The sequence below is a fragment of the Kribbella sp. NPDC003505 genome (genome assembly GCF_040610875.1).
GTDB lineage: Bacteria > Actinomycetota > Actinomycetes > Propionibacteriales > Kribbellaceae > Kribbella.
The window spans coordinates 79,991-92,164 of the sequence record NZ_JBEXNA010000007.1 but is presented as its reverse complement, the minus strand read 5'-3'; the positions used below and the strand labels follow the sequence as shown (position 1 = coordinate 92,164).

At 69.4% G+C, this 12,174-nt stretch carries 18 protein-coding genes; 13 read left to right on the top strand and 5 right to left on the bottom strand.

Annotated elements, in window-relative coordinates:
• Positions 1–53: 53 nt before the first annotated feature.
• Positions 54–1,178 carry an epoxide hydrolase family protein gene (locus ABZX12_RS24375; protein ID WP_355696569.1) on the bottom strand — a complete coding sequence of 375 codons (1,125 nt, stop codon included), beginning with the start codon at positions 1,176–1,178 and terminating at the stop codon, positions 54–56.
• Positions 1,168–1,515 (bottom strand): extradiol dioxygenase, encoded by a 348-nt coding sequence (locus ABZX12_RS24370; RefSeq protein ID WP_355696567.1) that lies wholly within the window; start codon positions 1,513–1,515, stop codon positions 1,168–1,170. Before ABZX12_RS24370 ends, ABZX12_RS24375 begins: the two co-directional genes overlap by 11 nt.
• Before the next feature lie 53 nt (positions 1,516–1,568).
• Between ABZX12_RS24370 and ABZX12_RS24365 the strand changes: the two genes are divergently transcribed.
• The gene (locus ABZX12_RS24365; RefSeq protein ID WP_355696566.1) at positions 1,569–2,345 is read left to right on the top strand and encodes a nucleoside-diphosphate sugar epimerase; all 777 of its coding nucleotides are present in this window, start codon (positions 1,569–1,571) and stop codon (positions 2,343–2,345) included.
• Between the two features lie 158 nt (positions 2,346–2,503).
• On the opposite strand, the gene ABZX12_RS24360 is transcribed toward ABZX12_RS24365, so the two are convergent.
• Positions 2,504–3,103, bottom strand: a complete 600-nt coding sequence (locus tag ABZX12_RS24360) for a dienelactone hydrolase family protein (protein ID WP_355696564.1) — start codon at positions 3,101–3,103, stop codon at positions 2,504–2,506.
• A gap of 25 nt (positions 3,104–3,128) precedes the next feature.
• Between ABZX12_RS24360 and ABZX12_RS24355 the strand changes: the two genes are divergently transcribed.
• Positions 3,129–3,710, top strand: coding sequence for a winged helix-turn-helix domain-containing protein (locus ABZX12_RS24355; RefSeq protein ID WP_355696562.1), 582 nt, complete (start codon positions 3,129–3,131; stop codon positions 3,708–3,710).
• Here the strand turns inward: ABZX12_RS24355 and ABZX12_RS24350 are convergent.
• Complete coding sequence (locus tag ABZX12_RS24350; protein WP_355696560.1) at positions 3,674–4,174, bottom strand: MarR family winged helix-turn-helix transcriptional regulator; 501 nt, start codon at positions 4,172–4,174, stop codon at positions 3,674–3,676. The two genes, ABZX12_RS24355 and ABZX12_RS24350, sit on opposite strands and share 37 nt — an antisense overlap.
• 58 nt (positions 4,175–4,232) lie before the next feature.
• On the opposite strand from ABZX12_RS24350, the gene ABZX12_RS24345 reads away from it, so the two are divergent.
• Genes ABZX12_RS24345 through ABZX12_RS24335 form a run of 3 tightly spaced genes read left to right on the top strand, consistent with a single transcriptional unit; the run spans position 4,233 to position 6,450 of the window.
• Positions 4,233–5,105, top strand: coding sequence for a glutamate-cysteine ligase family protein (locus ABZX12_RS24345; RefSeq protein ID WP_355696559.1), 873 nt, complete (start codon positions 4,233–4,235; stop codon positions 5,103–5,105).
• Entirely contained in the window at positions 5,102–6,061 is a 960-nt protein-coding gene (locus ABZX12_RS24340) for a hypothetical protein (protein ID WP_355696557.1), read from the top strand. Before ABZX12_RS24345 ends, ABZX12_RS24340 begins: the two co-directional genes overlap by 4 nt.
• Positions 6,058–6,450, top strand: a complete 393-nt coding sequence (locus ABZX12_RS24335) for an MAPEG family protein (protein WP_355696555.1) — start codon at positions 6,058–6,060, stop codon at positions 6,448–6,450. The genes ABZX12_RS24340 and ABZX12_RS24335 overlap by 4 nt, the downstream gene beginning before the upstream one ends.
• On the opposite strand, the gene ABZX12_RS24330 is transcribed toward ABZX12_RS24335, so the two are convergent.
• On the bottom strand, positions 6,428–7,258 hold the full coding sequence (locus ABZX12_RS24330) for an AraC family transcriptional regulator (protein ID WP_355696553.1): 831 nt from the start codon (positions 7,256–7,258) through the stop codon (positions 6,428–6,430). The two genes, ABZX12_RS24335 and ABZX12_RS24330, sit on opposite strands and share 23 nt — an antisense overlap.
• 71 nt (positions 7,259–7,329) lie before the next feature.
• Between ABZX12_RS24330 and ABZX12_RS24325 the strand changes: the two genes are divergently transcribed.
• The 8 genes from ABZX12_RS24325 (at position 7,330) to ABZX12_RS24290 (ending at position 12,118) form a co-directional block, all read left to right on the top strand.
• On the top strand, positions 7,330–8,124 hold the full coding sequence (locus ABZX12_RS24325) for a phytanoyl-CoA dioxygenase family protein (RefSeq protein ID WP_355696551.1): 795 nt from the start codon (positions 7,330–7,332) through the stop codon (positions 8,122–8,124).
• Positions 8,125–8,156: 32 nt separating this feature from the next.
• The gene (locus tag ABZX12_RS24320; RefSeq protein ID WP_355696549.1) at positions 8,157–8,636 is read left to right on the top strand and encodes a pyridoxamine 5'-phosphate oxidase; all 480 of its coding nucleotides are present in this window, start codon (positions 8,157–8,159) and stop codon (positions 8,634–8,636) included.
• Positions 8,633–9,304: a DsbA family protein gene (locus ABZX12_RS24315; protein WP_355696547.1), complete on the top strand. Its 672-nt coding sequence runs from the start codon at positions 8,633–8,635 to the stop codon at positions 9,302–9,304. The genes ABZX12_RS24320 and ABZX12_RS24315 overlap by 4 nt, the downstream gene beginning before the upstream one ends.
• Before the next feature lie 122 nt (positions 9,305–9,426).
• Positions 9,427–10,059, top strand: coding sequence for a hypothetical protein (locus ABZX12_RS24310; RefSeq protein ID WP_355696545.1), 633 nt, complete (start codon positions 9,427–9,429; stop codon positions 10,057–10,059).
• Positions 10,060–10,149: 90 nt separating this feature from the next.
• The gene (locus ABZX12_RS24305; protein ID WP_355696543.1) at positions 10,150–10,812 is read left to right on the top strand and encodes a hypothetical protein; all 663 of its coding nucleotides are present in this window, start codon (positions 10,150–10,152) and stop codon (positions 10,810–10,812) included.
• Between the two features lie 124 nt (positions 10,813–10,936).
• Entirely contained in the window at positions 10,937–11,389 is a 453-nt protein-coding gene (locus tag ABZX12_RS24300; RefSeq protein ID WP_355696541.1) for a hypothetical protein, read from the top strand.
• A 16-nt stretch (positions 11,390–11,405) separates the two neighbouring features.
• Positions 11,406–11,684, top strand: a complete 279-nt coding sequence (locus ABZX12_RS24295) for a hypothetical protein (protein WP_355696539.1) — start codon at positions 11,406–11,408, stop codon at positions 11,682–11,684.
• Positions 11,681–12,118, top strand: coding sequence for an SMI1/KNR4 family protein (locus tag ABZX12_RS24290; RefSeq protein ID WP_355696537.1), 438 nt, complete (start codon positions 11,681–11,683; stop codon positions 12,116–12,118). Before ABZX12_RS24295 ends, ABZX12_RS24290 begins: the two co-directional genes overlap by 4 nt.
• The last annotated feature ends 56 nt before the right edge of the window (positions 12,119–12,174 follow it).

Below are 12,174 nucleotides of genomic sequence, written 5' to 3'. Positions count from 1 at the left end.
ACGTCACCGCCGAGCGCGACGGCGCGCTGGTGAACTTCGTCGCCCCGGCCCGGCTACCGAACCAGCCGGAAGAACGCCCGGATGTCGTCGACCAGGAGGTCGGGCGCCTCGAGGGCGGCGAAATGGCCGCCCCGGGCGAACTCCGACCAGTGGACGATGTGGTGCCGGCGGTCTAGGACCCGGCGGATCGCGGGGTCGGTGGGAAAGACGGCGACACCGGTCGGCACACCTGGGCGTACGTCGTCCGCGGCCGACCGGTTCTCGTAGTACAGGTTGGCGGACGTGGCACTGGTGTTGGTGAACCAGTAGATCGACACGTCCGTGAGCAGGTGGTCGAGGTCCACCGCGTCCTCGGGGAGCTCGCGGGCCGGATCGGTCCACTCCCAGAACTTCTCCAGGATCCAGGCCAGCTGCCCGACCGGCGAGTCGCTCAGCCCGAACGACACGGTCTGCGGCCGCGTGCCCTGCAGGTCGGCGTACCCGGTGCCGACCGCGCGCAACCGCTCGGCGGCGGCGAGGCGGTCGCGCTCGACCTCGTCCAGCTGCTCGCGATCACCGGGTTCGAGTGGCGGGAACGCCAGTCCCCCGTTGATGTGGACGCCGACCACGTGCGCCGGATCCAGCTGCCCGACCAGGGGTGACACGACCGATCCGGTGTCGCCGCCCTGTGCGCCGTACCGCTCGTAGCCCAGCCGGCGCATGAGCTCCGCCCAGGCGTGGGCGATCCGGGTGTGGTTCCACCCAGACGTCACCGGGACCGAGAATCCGTGCCCGGGCACGGACGGCGCGACGACGTGGAACGCGTCGCGCGGATCCCCGCCGTACGCCGCCGGGTCGGTCAACGGCCCCAGCACGTCCACGAACTCCGCGACCGACCCGGGCCACCCGTGCGTCACGATCAACGGCAAGGCATCGGGCTGCGGCGACCGCGCGTGCAGGAAGTGGACCGACTGCCCGTCGATCTCGGTCGTGTACTGCGGATACTCGTTGAGCCGTGCCTCCCAGGCCCGCCAGTCGTACGCCGCCCACTGCTCGGCCACGGTCCGCACGTACTCGACCGGAACCCCGCGCTCCCAGCCCTCCGACGGTAATTGGCGTGGCCAACGAACCCGCGCCAGCCGCTCCCGTAGATCCGCGACGTCCGCCTCGGGCACCGCGATCCGGAACTCAGAGATCATGGGCCCGCTCGTGCAGCGGCTCGTACAGCCCGACCTCGCCGCCGCCCGGCAGCCGGAACGCCGTCAGCACACCCCACCGCTGCCGCTCCACCGGCCGGACGAACTCCACGCCGCGCACGGACAGCTCCGCCATCGTCCGCTCGAGGTCGTCGCACATCAGCAGCAGCTCGTGCGACGCGGCCTCCGCCGGGTGCATCGCGACCTCGGCCGGCGGCAGCTCGAAGATCAGCCAGCCCAGTCCGGCGTCGACCGACGGATACTCCAGCACGTCGCGGAAGAACGCACGATCCGCCTCGGCGTCCGTGCTGTAGATGACCACATGCGCTCCGTTGATCATCTACAGCACGGTAGCCGGGAATACCGACATTCCGGTGCCGAGTTGGCACCAGCATGATCCTCGTGACGGGCGCCGGCGGGAACGTCGGGCGTGAGCTGACCACGCTGCTACCGGACGCCAAGACGCTGGATCGCGCAGCGGGCGCCGATCTCGCGAAGCCGGAGTCGCTCGACCTGGACGGCGTCGACTCGGTGTTCCTGATCTGGCCCTTCCTCACGTCCGACGGCGCGCCCGCGGTTCTGGCGAGGATCGCGGAGCGGGCGCGGCGGGTCGTGTACCTGTCGTCGTCGGCGGTCCGGTTCGGCGCCGGCACCGATCCGATCACCCGGCTGCACGCTGATCTGGAGGCAGCAGTGCAGGCGTCGGGGCTGGAGTGGACGATCCTGCGGGCGGACACGTTCGCGTCCAACGCGCTCGGCTGGGCGGGTCAGCTCCGCACCGGTGACGTCGTCCGCGGACCGGACAGCGCGGCCACCGCGGTGATCGATCCCGCCGACATCGCCGCGGTCGCCGCCGCCGTACTGCGTGATCCACGACCCGGCACCACCTTCACACTGACCGGACCCGAGGTGCTCAGCCGGGCCGATCAGGTGCGGATCCTCGGTGCCGCGCTCGGACGCGAGCTGAGGTTCGAGGCGACGCCGTACGACGACGCGCGGGCGCAGCTGCTCGCGGACGGTCGCCCGCCGGCGCTCGTCGAGGCGCTGATCGGCAGCGCCGAGAACCGTCCGGCGTCCGATCTGGTCACGACGACCATCGAGGACGTCACCGACCGGCCCGTGGGCAGCTTCCGCGCCTGGGCGGACCGGAATCTCGGCGCGTTCGGCTGATCAGTCCTCGACGACGATCGCGAGGGCAGGGCAAACGGCCCTGGTGGACGTCGGCCGCGAGCAGCTCGACAGTACGTATACGTCCACTGCCCAAGCCGCCACGCTCAGAGCCGCGGCCGATCGGGCCCAGTGGGCGTATACGTACTGTCCTCCCGCGCCTACAGGAAGGCGAGCGTGCGCTCCAGGAGAAGCTTGGCGGCGGCCTCGTCGTAGCCGGGGAGGGACGAGTCGGCGAACAGGTGTTCCTTGCCGGGGTAGAGGAACAGTTCTACGGAACTGGTGGCGGCGACCAGGGCGCGGGCGGCGTCGATGTCGCCGCCCTCCTCGGCGAAGAACGGGTCCTCGTCCATGGCGTGCACCTGCGCCGGCACGCCCTCCGGCCACGATCCGAACTCCTCGGCCGGCAGGCACGAGTAGTAGAACAGGCCGCCGGCAGCGCCCGGCCGGGTCTGCGTCAACTGCTGGGCGGGGACGACGCCGAGCGAGAAACCGGCGTACACGACGTTCGCCGGCAGGTCCTGCGCCGCCTCGACGCCGCGCTCCGCGATCTTTCCGAACCCGGTGGCCCGCGCGTAGTCCATGCCTTCGTCGAGGGTCGCATAGGTGTTGCCCTCGTAGAGATCCGGCGTGTGGACCGTGTGGCCCGCCTGCCGGAGCTCCTCGGCGAACGCCTTCACCCCGTCGGTCAGCCCCTGCGAGTGGTGGTACAGCACGACCTCGGCCATCATCAGCTCCAATGATCCAAATATCTCGAACAATCGGCGATGCTAGTCTATTCGAGCTATGTCGATCAACAGGCCGGTGCCCGACTACGAGCTCGCGGACACGCTCGAGCTGACCACCGCGGAGCAGGTCCGGGCGATCAGCGATCCGCTCCGGACGACGATCCTCGGACTGCTGCACGAGCGCGCGGCGACCGTGACGGAACTGGCCACCGCGGTCGGGCGGCCGAAGAGCACGGTCGCGCACCATGTCAAGGTGCTGACCGACGCAGGTGTCCTGCGGGTGGTCAGGACCCGGCGGGTGCGAGCGATCGAGGAGCGCTTCTACGGGCGGGCGGCGCGGATGTTCTTCGTCGGGCTCGGCCGGCAGGGCAAGGACGGGCAACTGCCGCACGACTTCAACGACTTCGAGGTCGCGGCCGAGGAGTCCAAGCCGGCCTACGACGCCGGCCAGATGCGCTCGTTCATCCGGCACGCCCGGATCCCCGAGGAGCGGGCCGCGGAGTTCTGGCAGCAGGTGGACGCGTTGATCCACAGCTTCGACCAACTCCCCCGCGGCGGCGCCACGACGTACGGGTTCACGGTCGGTCTCTACCCGATCGTCGACTACCCGACGTTGCCTCCCGCCGAAGACGAGGCCTGAGCCTCCTCGGCCGCGACCCGGTCGAGAACGTCGACCAGGCGGCCCAGGACGTCGCGGGCGATCGCGTACTCATCCTCGCCGAACTCCTCGGCGAACAGCTCCTCGAGGTCCGCCAGGTAGCTGAAGCCGTCACCCGCCACCTCCCACCCGTGGTCGGAGTAGGTGACGACCTTGGCCCGGCCGTCGTTCGGATCGGGCAGCATCGTCAGCAGGTCGAGCGCGACCATGTCGCGGATCACCTCACCCATCGACTGCCGGGTGATCCCGGCCCGCGCGGCCATGTCCGCCGCCCGCCCGGGCCCTGTGTGCAACGTCGCGAACACCGAGTTGTGGGTCATCTTCACCTCGGTGTGCCCGCGGGCGTGGGCCTGCCGCACCAGGTCGGTCTGGAGCGCGCGGTTCGCGCGCTCGACCAGCGCGATCAGCGGCTTGTGGGCGGGCCGCCGCAGCTGAGGCCTTGACATGTCGTAAGGATACCTTCCAATATTTCGACAGGAATCCTTACGGTATCAGGGAGGGCCGATGGAGGCCAGAGAGCTGCACCCCGTGGTGGCCGGGCTGTTCGGGCGGGGGCGCCGGCGGTCGACCCGGGTCGCGATCGAGCAGGAGTACGTCGTGGCCGCGGCGGACGGCGGCGTGGTCCCGATCGAGGAGGTACGGCGGGCCGCGGAGGGGTCGGCCGCCGCGCCGTACGTCGGATTCGAGCCCGGCGGGCAGCTGGAGCTCAGCCTCCCGCCGTCGCGCGAACCGGTCCACGACCTGCGCGTGCTGACCGCCGATCTCGAACGCCGGCTCGGCGGAATCACTGTGCGAGCTGTCCCGGTCGACCCGCGGCCGGATGTGCCGCTGCAGTTGACGTCGCCGCGCTACCTGGCGATGCAGCGGCACTTCGACCGCATCGGACCGGCCGGCCGGCGGATGATGCGCCGGACCGCGTCCACGCAGATCTGCCTGGATTGGTGGCCGGGGCAGGCGGGGATCGAGCAGTGGCGGGTACTCAACCTGGCCGGGCCGTTCCTCGCCGCGCGCTTCAACCGCAGCGACCGGCTGGCCACCTGGCTCGAGGTCGATCCGGCGCGGACCGCCTTCGACGACCGGTTGCTGCACGGCGATCCGGTCGCGTCGTACACGGCCTTCGCCGCAGGTGCCACGGTCTTCGTCGACGGACCGGCCGGGCATCTGAGCACGCTGTTCCCGCCGGTCCGGCCGCGCGGAACGTATCTCGAGGTGCGCTTCCTGGATGCCCTGCCCCCCGGGGACGTCGAGCGGGCGATCGCAGTCCTGCAGGACCTCATGTACGACGACGCACGCCGCCGCGACGTGCTGCGCCGGCTGCCGGCCGGACTGTGGAGCGCGGCAGCGGCCGGCGATCTGGATCAGGAGGCGGCGGCATGACCGGCGTGCTGTTCGTGACCGACCCGCTGGCCGGGCTGCACAGTGACATCGACGCCGGCATCGGGCTGATGAGCGCGACCCAGGACCTGGGGCTCGACGTCTGGTGCTGCGGACCGGAGGAGCTCGCGGTCGTCGAGGGCCGGGTCTGCGCCCGAGCGCGACGGATCCGGCTGCGGCCGCGGCTGGCCGGCGGCGATCACCGGTGGATCGTGGACGCGACCTGGTTCGACGAGCTGGGCGCCGCGGTCGTCGACGTCGCATCATTCGAGGTGGTGCATCTCCGGATCGATCCGCCCGTCGACGCGCGGTACCTGCACACGACGTACCTGCTGGACCTCGTCGAACGTGCCGGGACGCGGGTCGTCAACCGGCCGGCGGGGATCCGGGCGCTGCACGAGAAGCTCGTCGCGCTGCAGTTCCCCGAGCTGTGCCCGCCGACGTACGTCGGCGCCGATCCGCGCGCCCTGCGGTCGTTCGTGAGCGGCGTCGGCACGGCGGTCGTGAAGCCGGTGGACGGGTTCGCGGGGATCGGCGTCTGGCTGGTGCGCGACGACCGGAGCGCCGCCGCGTTGCTGGAGTCGGCGACCGACGGCGGCCGGCGGCACGTGATCGCCCAGCAGTACCTGCCGGCCGTTGCGGAGGGCAACAAGCGGCTGTTCCTGCTGGACGGCGAGATCGCCGGCGCGGTCCTGCGGCGCCCGGCCGTCGACGACTTCCGGATCGGCCCGCCGGTCGCCGCTGCGGATATCGACGAGCACGACCGCGCGATCGTCGACGCGCTCGGGCCGGTACTGCGGGACAACGGCCTGGTGATCGCCGGTCTCGACGTGATCGACGGCCGGCTGATCGAGGTCAACGTCACCTGTCCCGGCGGCATGCACAAGACCGACGCCCTGCTCGGGACCCGGCTCAGTCACACCATCGTCAGCAGTCTGTTCGAAGGAGCACTCGTATGAGCACGACCACTGTCGTCTGTATCGCCCTGCTCGGCATCCTGTTGTTCCTGCTCGGCGCCAACGTCACCCGGAACCGTGCACTGCGGGGCGGCGGCAACCAGCAGCCGACCGATCCGGCCGACCCGCTGCTGATCGCGGTCCGCGCGCACGGCAACGCGGCCGAGTACATCCCGACCATGATCGTCCTGTTGCTGGTCTGTTCGGCGTTGTCCGACAGCCGGCTGATCGACGTCCTCGCGATCGCGGCCGTCATTGTCCGGTTCACGCACGCGCTGGGCATGCTGCGCTCCGCCTCGCTCGCGTCCCACGGCCCGCTCCGCGACATCGGTGCCCTGGGCACCTATCTGGTCGGGGTCGCGCTCGGCGTCACCGCGATCGTGACGGTCTGACCGAGGTCGGCGTGGCGCCGGTCAGCTGACGGAACACGCGCGCGAAGTGCTGGCTGGAACTGAAGCCGAGGCTCAGCGCGAGCGCGGTGATGGTGACGTCACTGGATTCGAGGAGCTGCCGGGCCCGGTCGATACGGCGCTCGTTGAGGTAGCGGTGCGGCGGCTGGCCGAGCTCGCCGGTGAACAGCTCGGCCAGGTACGCCGGGGCGAGCCCGGCACGGTCGGCCAGCTCCTTGAGTGTCCAGCGCTCGTGGAACTCCTGGTCCAGCAGGCGTTTCACCGTTCGTACGGCGGGGTGCATCGCGAGCTGCGGTCCAGCGGCCGGCGCCAGGGACCGCGAGACCGCGAGGACCAGATGATCGACGGCCAGCGTGAGCCCGGTCTCGGCGTACTCGTAGCGTGTGGTGAGCTCCCGGACCAGTTGCGCGAACGCGTACGCGACGTCGCCGGCTTCGCGATGGACAACGCCATGCGGCCGCTCGAGGCCTGGGTGACGTTCCGCCACGACATCCAGATCCACCGCCGCGAAGTAGAAGTGGTGGTTCCCCGACCGGCCCGCAAGGTGATGCGTGACCTGGGGCGGTACGGCGAACAGGTGTCCCGGCCGCAGCGCGTAGCTTTCGCCGCCCGCGACCCAGTGCGTGGTGCCGTGCTGCTGCAGGTAGATCTCCCAGACCGGATGCTCGTGAGGCTCGATCAGGAACTGCTCGGGCACCCACTGCTCGCCCGCGTGCAGCAGACCGCTGCCGCGCGCGAATCCGTCGGCGTGGAAGCCCGCGCGCAGCCCGCTGGGTCGGTACAGGGACACCTGAGGATTGTGTCCAGTTGCCTGAACATCGGCAACGCCGGCAGGGCCGATCGGTTCCTAGGTTGATCGTCATGGATGCTGACGACATTGCCTTCTACCGTGAGCACGGGTACTGGATCTCGCCGGTGATCGTGCCTTCCGCCGTACTGGACGCGGCCGAGCGCGGGATGGAGCGGTTCTACGCCGGCGACCACGATCACGCGCTGCCCGACGTACCGGCGACGCGGGGGTGGCAGCCGGAGGACGGCGACGTACTGCGGAAGAACGACTACTCGTCCTTGCGGGTGAACGAACTGGCCGCGCTGGTCCACCATCCGGCGATCGGGGCGACGGCGGCCGCGCTGTCGGGTGCGGCCGGGATCCGGTTGTGGCACGACCAGTTGCTGTACAAGCCGCCGGGCGGATCGGCGGGGCGGGTCGGGTGGCACACCGACCGGCAGTACTGGCAGTCGTGCACGTCGGACGAGATGCTCACCGCGTGGGTCGGGTTCCACGACGTAGACGAGGTCAACGGCGCGGTGGCGTTCCTGCCCGGCAGCCATCGGTGGTCCGTGACCGGGCTGGACTTCTTCTCGCAGGACACGGCCGGGCTCGAGGCGTCGATCGTCGCGCAGGGGTACGACCCGACGCCCGTCGTACCGCGGATGCGCCGCGGGCAGGTCAGCTTCCACCACTGCCGGACGGTGCACGGCAGCTCCGGCAACCTGAGCGTGGCGCCGCGCCGCTCGGTGGCCATCCATCTCCAGCCGGCCGACAACCGCTGGCGGGCGGGCGGGAGCCACCCGAACGACACGCTCGTCCGCCACGACCCCGACCCGGACTACACCGACCCGGCGATCCAGCCCTTGCTCTGGCCTCGCGATTGATAACCGGACCACGGTCCGTTAGTGTCGGCGGTATGGAGACCACCGCGGGACTGGCCCGCATCAACGAACTCGGCCGCCGGGACCACTTCCTGGCGGTCGCGATCACCCAACGGCGCTCGGGCGAGCCGGCCGCCTCGGTCGTGAACGCCGGTGTCCTCGACCACCCGCTGACCGGCGAGCCGGTCGTCGCGTTCGTCGCGCGCGGGCGGACCGCGAAGCTCGCGCACCTGCGGCGGACGCCGAGCGCGACGCTGGTGTTCCGCGCCGAGTGGGAGTGGATCGGAGTACGCGGAGCGGTCGAACTGGCCGGTCCGGACGATCCGCTGGCGGGTATCGACGCGGAGCGGTTGCGTGTCTTGCTGCGGGACATCTACCACGCCGCGGGCGGCGTCCATCCGGATCTGGACGCGTACGACCGGGAGATGGTGGCGGACCGGCGTACGGCGGTGCTGATCACGCCGGAGCACTTCACGAGCAACCCGACCGGCGCCGACCACGAGGAGGACGAGTGAACGTCGCCGCGGGGACGATCCAGGTGTGGTCGGATCTGCTGTGCCCGTTCGCGCACGTGGCGATCCACAGGCTGCGGACGACCCGGGCCGAGCTCGGGATGGACGCGGTGGTCCAGCTGGACCACCACACGTTCGCGCTCGAACTGTTCAACGGTCCGCACTCCCGGCCCGGCACCGACAGCGAGGCGGTCGGGCTCGGGCAGCTCGCTCCCGAGATCGGGTTCCGGCTGTGGACGCAGCCCGACTGGACGTACCCGTCGACGGTGCTGCTCGCCGCCGAGGCCGTCCATGCCGCCAAAGCCCAAGGCCTACAGGCCTCCGAGGACCTCGATGCCGCCGTCCGCCGGGCCTTCTGGTTCGACTCGCGGCCGATCGGCCACCGGCAGACGATCCTCGACATCGCGGCCGAGGTCGAGTCCGTCGACGCCGGCGAACTGGCCGCGGCGCTCGACAGCGGCGGGTTCCGGTCGACGGTGATGGACGACCACGCCGTGGCGATCACCGACGCCGTCCAGGGCAGTCCGCACTTCTTCCTTCCGGACGGCAGCGATGTCCACAACCCCGGGATCGAGGTGCACTGGGAAGGGCCGTGGGCCTCCGGCTATCCGATTGCCAAGGTCATCGACCCTGCGTGGCCGGAGAAGTTGTTGCGGGCCGCGGCCAGGTAGTCAGGCCGACGCGGTCCAGGCCGCCCAGGCCAGGTGTTCCCAGACGTCACAGGCCTCGTGCGCGAACCGTCCGGGGTCGTCGGCCGGTGAGATCCGAGGTAGCAGAGCCGATAATGGACCGTATGACATCCGGGCGGGAGACGGCTGAGGTGGCCTTGAAACCGGCACTGGCTGCACGGGGCTGGAACCCCAGGGCATCGGGACGGTTCACCAAGGAAATCAGGCCGGGCATCACCGCAGTCATAGCTGTGAGCGCTGCCTGCAAGCACCATGCGCCCGGCAGTGCGAGTGTGACGATGATGGTCGGCCTGCGCGACGACGCAACCGAAGAGATTGTCGAACGGCTGTCGGGTTCCTGGACGCCCAGGTACATGGGACGTACTTGGGTGACGCCGCTCGGGTACCTGCTGTCGGAGCACGATTACCTCGATGGCGAACGCGTCTTCAATGAAGGGAACGCCGTGACGCACGCTGAGGAACTCGCGGACCTCCTCGTCCATCAGGTTGAACCTCGGTTGCGCCGAATCGCCGACGACGCCTCGGAGTTCACGGCACTCGCCGAACGCTCCACTTGCAGCATGGGACCGGATGGGCTCTGTCGCATCGCGACCATGCTTGCCCGAACCCAGGGACCGGAGGTGGCCTCGACGTACGTCGCCGACCGGCTCACCTCGCTGGGACAGCGGACGGACCCGGCAGCCGATCTCGAACGTGGCATGGCCGCCCGCGTCATGGCTGCACTGACCGCGGAATGACGAGCTCTGTCACAGGTCCCGACTCGTCCCACTCAACTGGTGACCAGAGTCGGCAGGTGCAGGCCACGTCGGACTGGCATACTTCGCGCCGTGAGCTATGACTTCGCGATCTGGGAGGGCGAGGCCTCCACAGGCGAGCGCGGTGCGGCGGCCACCTTCGACAAGCTGTTCACCCAGTACCTCGAAGCCGACCTGGTTGCTCCGACCGCAAGGATCCAAGCGTATTCCGAGGCTCTGGCGTCCCACTTCCCCGACGACGAGAGCGAGGACACTCCGTGGGCAGCGGGCGGTCCGAGCAACAATTGCTCGGGGCCGATCCTGTACGTCGCCGCCAGCTTCAGCCGTGCCGACGAGGTCGGGGTGGTCGCGGAGCGACTCGCTCGAGAGCACGGCCTGGTCTTCTTCGACCCGCAGAAAGCGCCGACGGCGCCGGTCAACGACGCTGAGGTGACCGTCACCACCTCGCAGGGGACGGGTGCCCTGCCCGACCGCTGGGCCTACTTCCTGTCGCAAGAACTGCGCAATGTCGACGACTACGTGATCGTTGACAGCGGCCCGGACCATGTCTTCGCCCAAGCCCGGAACGACAACGGAACTCTCACTCTCGAGTACCGCGACGGCTCACCGCAGCAGCACTACCAGGTCCAGGGCGTCGATCTCGGCGATGTCGTGGAGGCGCTGTCCCAGTGGGCCGAGAATCGCCGCGACTTCATCAGCAAACACACCTGGGAGCGCCTGACCCTCTGGGACTGAAGCTGCCGATCTACTGGTCGTCAGACTCGGGTGTGATCACGGATTCTGAGCATCACGACGGCTTGGTGCTTGGTTCAAAGCGGGACCTGGGGCAGATCGTCGCACATCGCACGCAGGAGACAGGATGAGCGAGACGGGTGACTACCGCGATGTGGAGCAGGTTGTCGTGGCGGTTGACGGGGTCGAAGAGACGTGGTCCTTGGAGTTTCGTTCGCGGCCTGACTCATGGTGGACGTTGATCTTGACCGGGTCTGGTGGCGCGAGTTGGATCGGGGCTGGGCAAGGCTTGTGGACGGCGTTTCTGGAGCTCCGGCGGCAGATTGATCCGATGAGCTACAAACTGTGCTGTGCGGGGGCGCAGGTCGACGCCAACATGCGTCACGGGCGATGGGCGGGTTCGGACGTGGTTGACATTCTGGACCGGCGGACGTTGCTCGGGTTTCGGCATCAGGAGTTTCTCCTGGCGTACGCACCGGCGGGCACGATCGGCACAGTTGAGGAGCAGCAGGCCAGGTACGACCGGTGGCTGGCAACACCCTGGTGGAAGGCGTTCTTGCCCGGCGACGTCACTCGATGATCGGTTGTGGTGACAGATGACGCGTGCGCTCGAGGGGCGGTTCTTCGCAGATGAGCTCAATGGCTACGTCCGCGAATTGCTGCTGGCCGAGATCAGCCGTCGCACGAGCGGGCGCGCCGAGCTCAGCGTCAACGTGTTCGACGTACTGATCGACGTTGATGCTGGAGCGGTGACGCTGACGAACGTGCTGCAGGCGGATGCCGAGGTCACCGTTCCGTTGGACAGCTTTGCGGTCCGGCTACACCGCGGCGATCCTCTCCCGGGAGACGGCAGCGTGAATGAGGTCGATCGATGAAGCTGGCTGAGTTCGAACTGCGCTTGGATCTCGTGCGCCGCCGACGGTCGGCGAGTGTTCCGCCCGACTTCGAGCCGTTCGAGTTTCTGACGGCGGCTGATCAGGAGCTTCGCCGGGTGGAGGATGAACTCGGCGCTGTACTGCCGGCGCAGTACCGCGAGTTCATGATGCGGTACGGCGGCGGCACTTTCCTGTACTTGGACCTTGTGCCGGTCCGCGACCTGGTCCGCGTGAACCGCTTCGAGCAGGTACCGGATTTCGTCGTGATCGCGCCGGTCGGGACCGGGGACTCGTGGGGTTTCGAGGTGCGCGACGGTGTCTGTGGCGACCAGGTCAGTTTCTGGTTCCACGATGACAGGAACCAGGAGCCGGAGTCCGCCGACTTCCTGGAGTTCCTGTCCGCGAAGGGCCTCCGCTACTCCGAGTCGGGTTGAGGCTGGCGTGACTGCTGCCCCCGGCCGGCACTGCTACTTGGTGTACGGCGCTGATT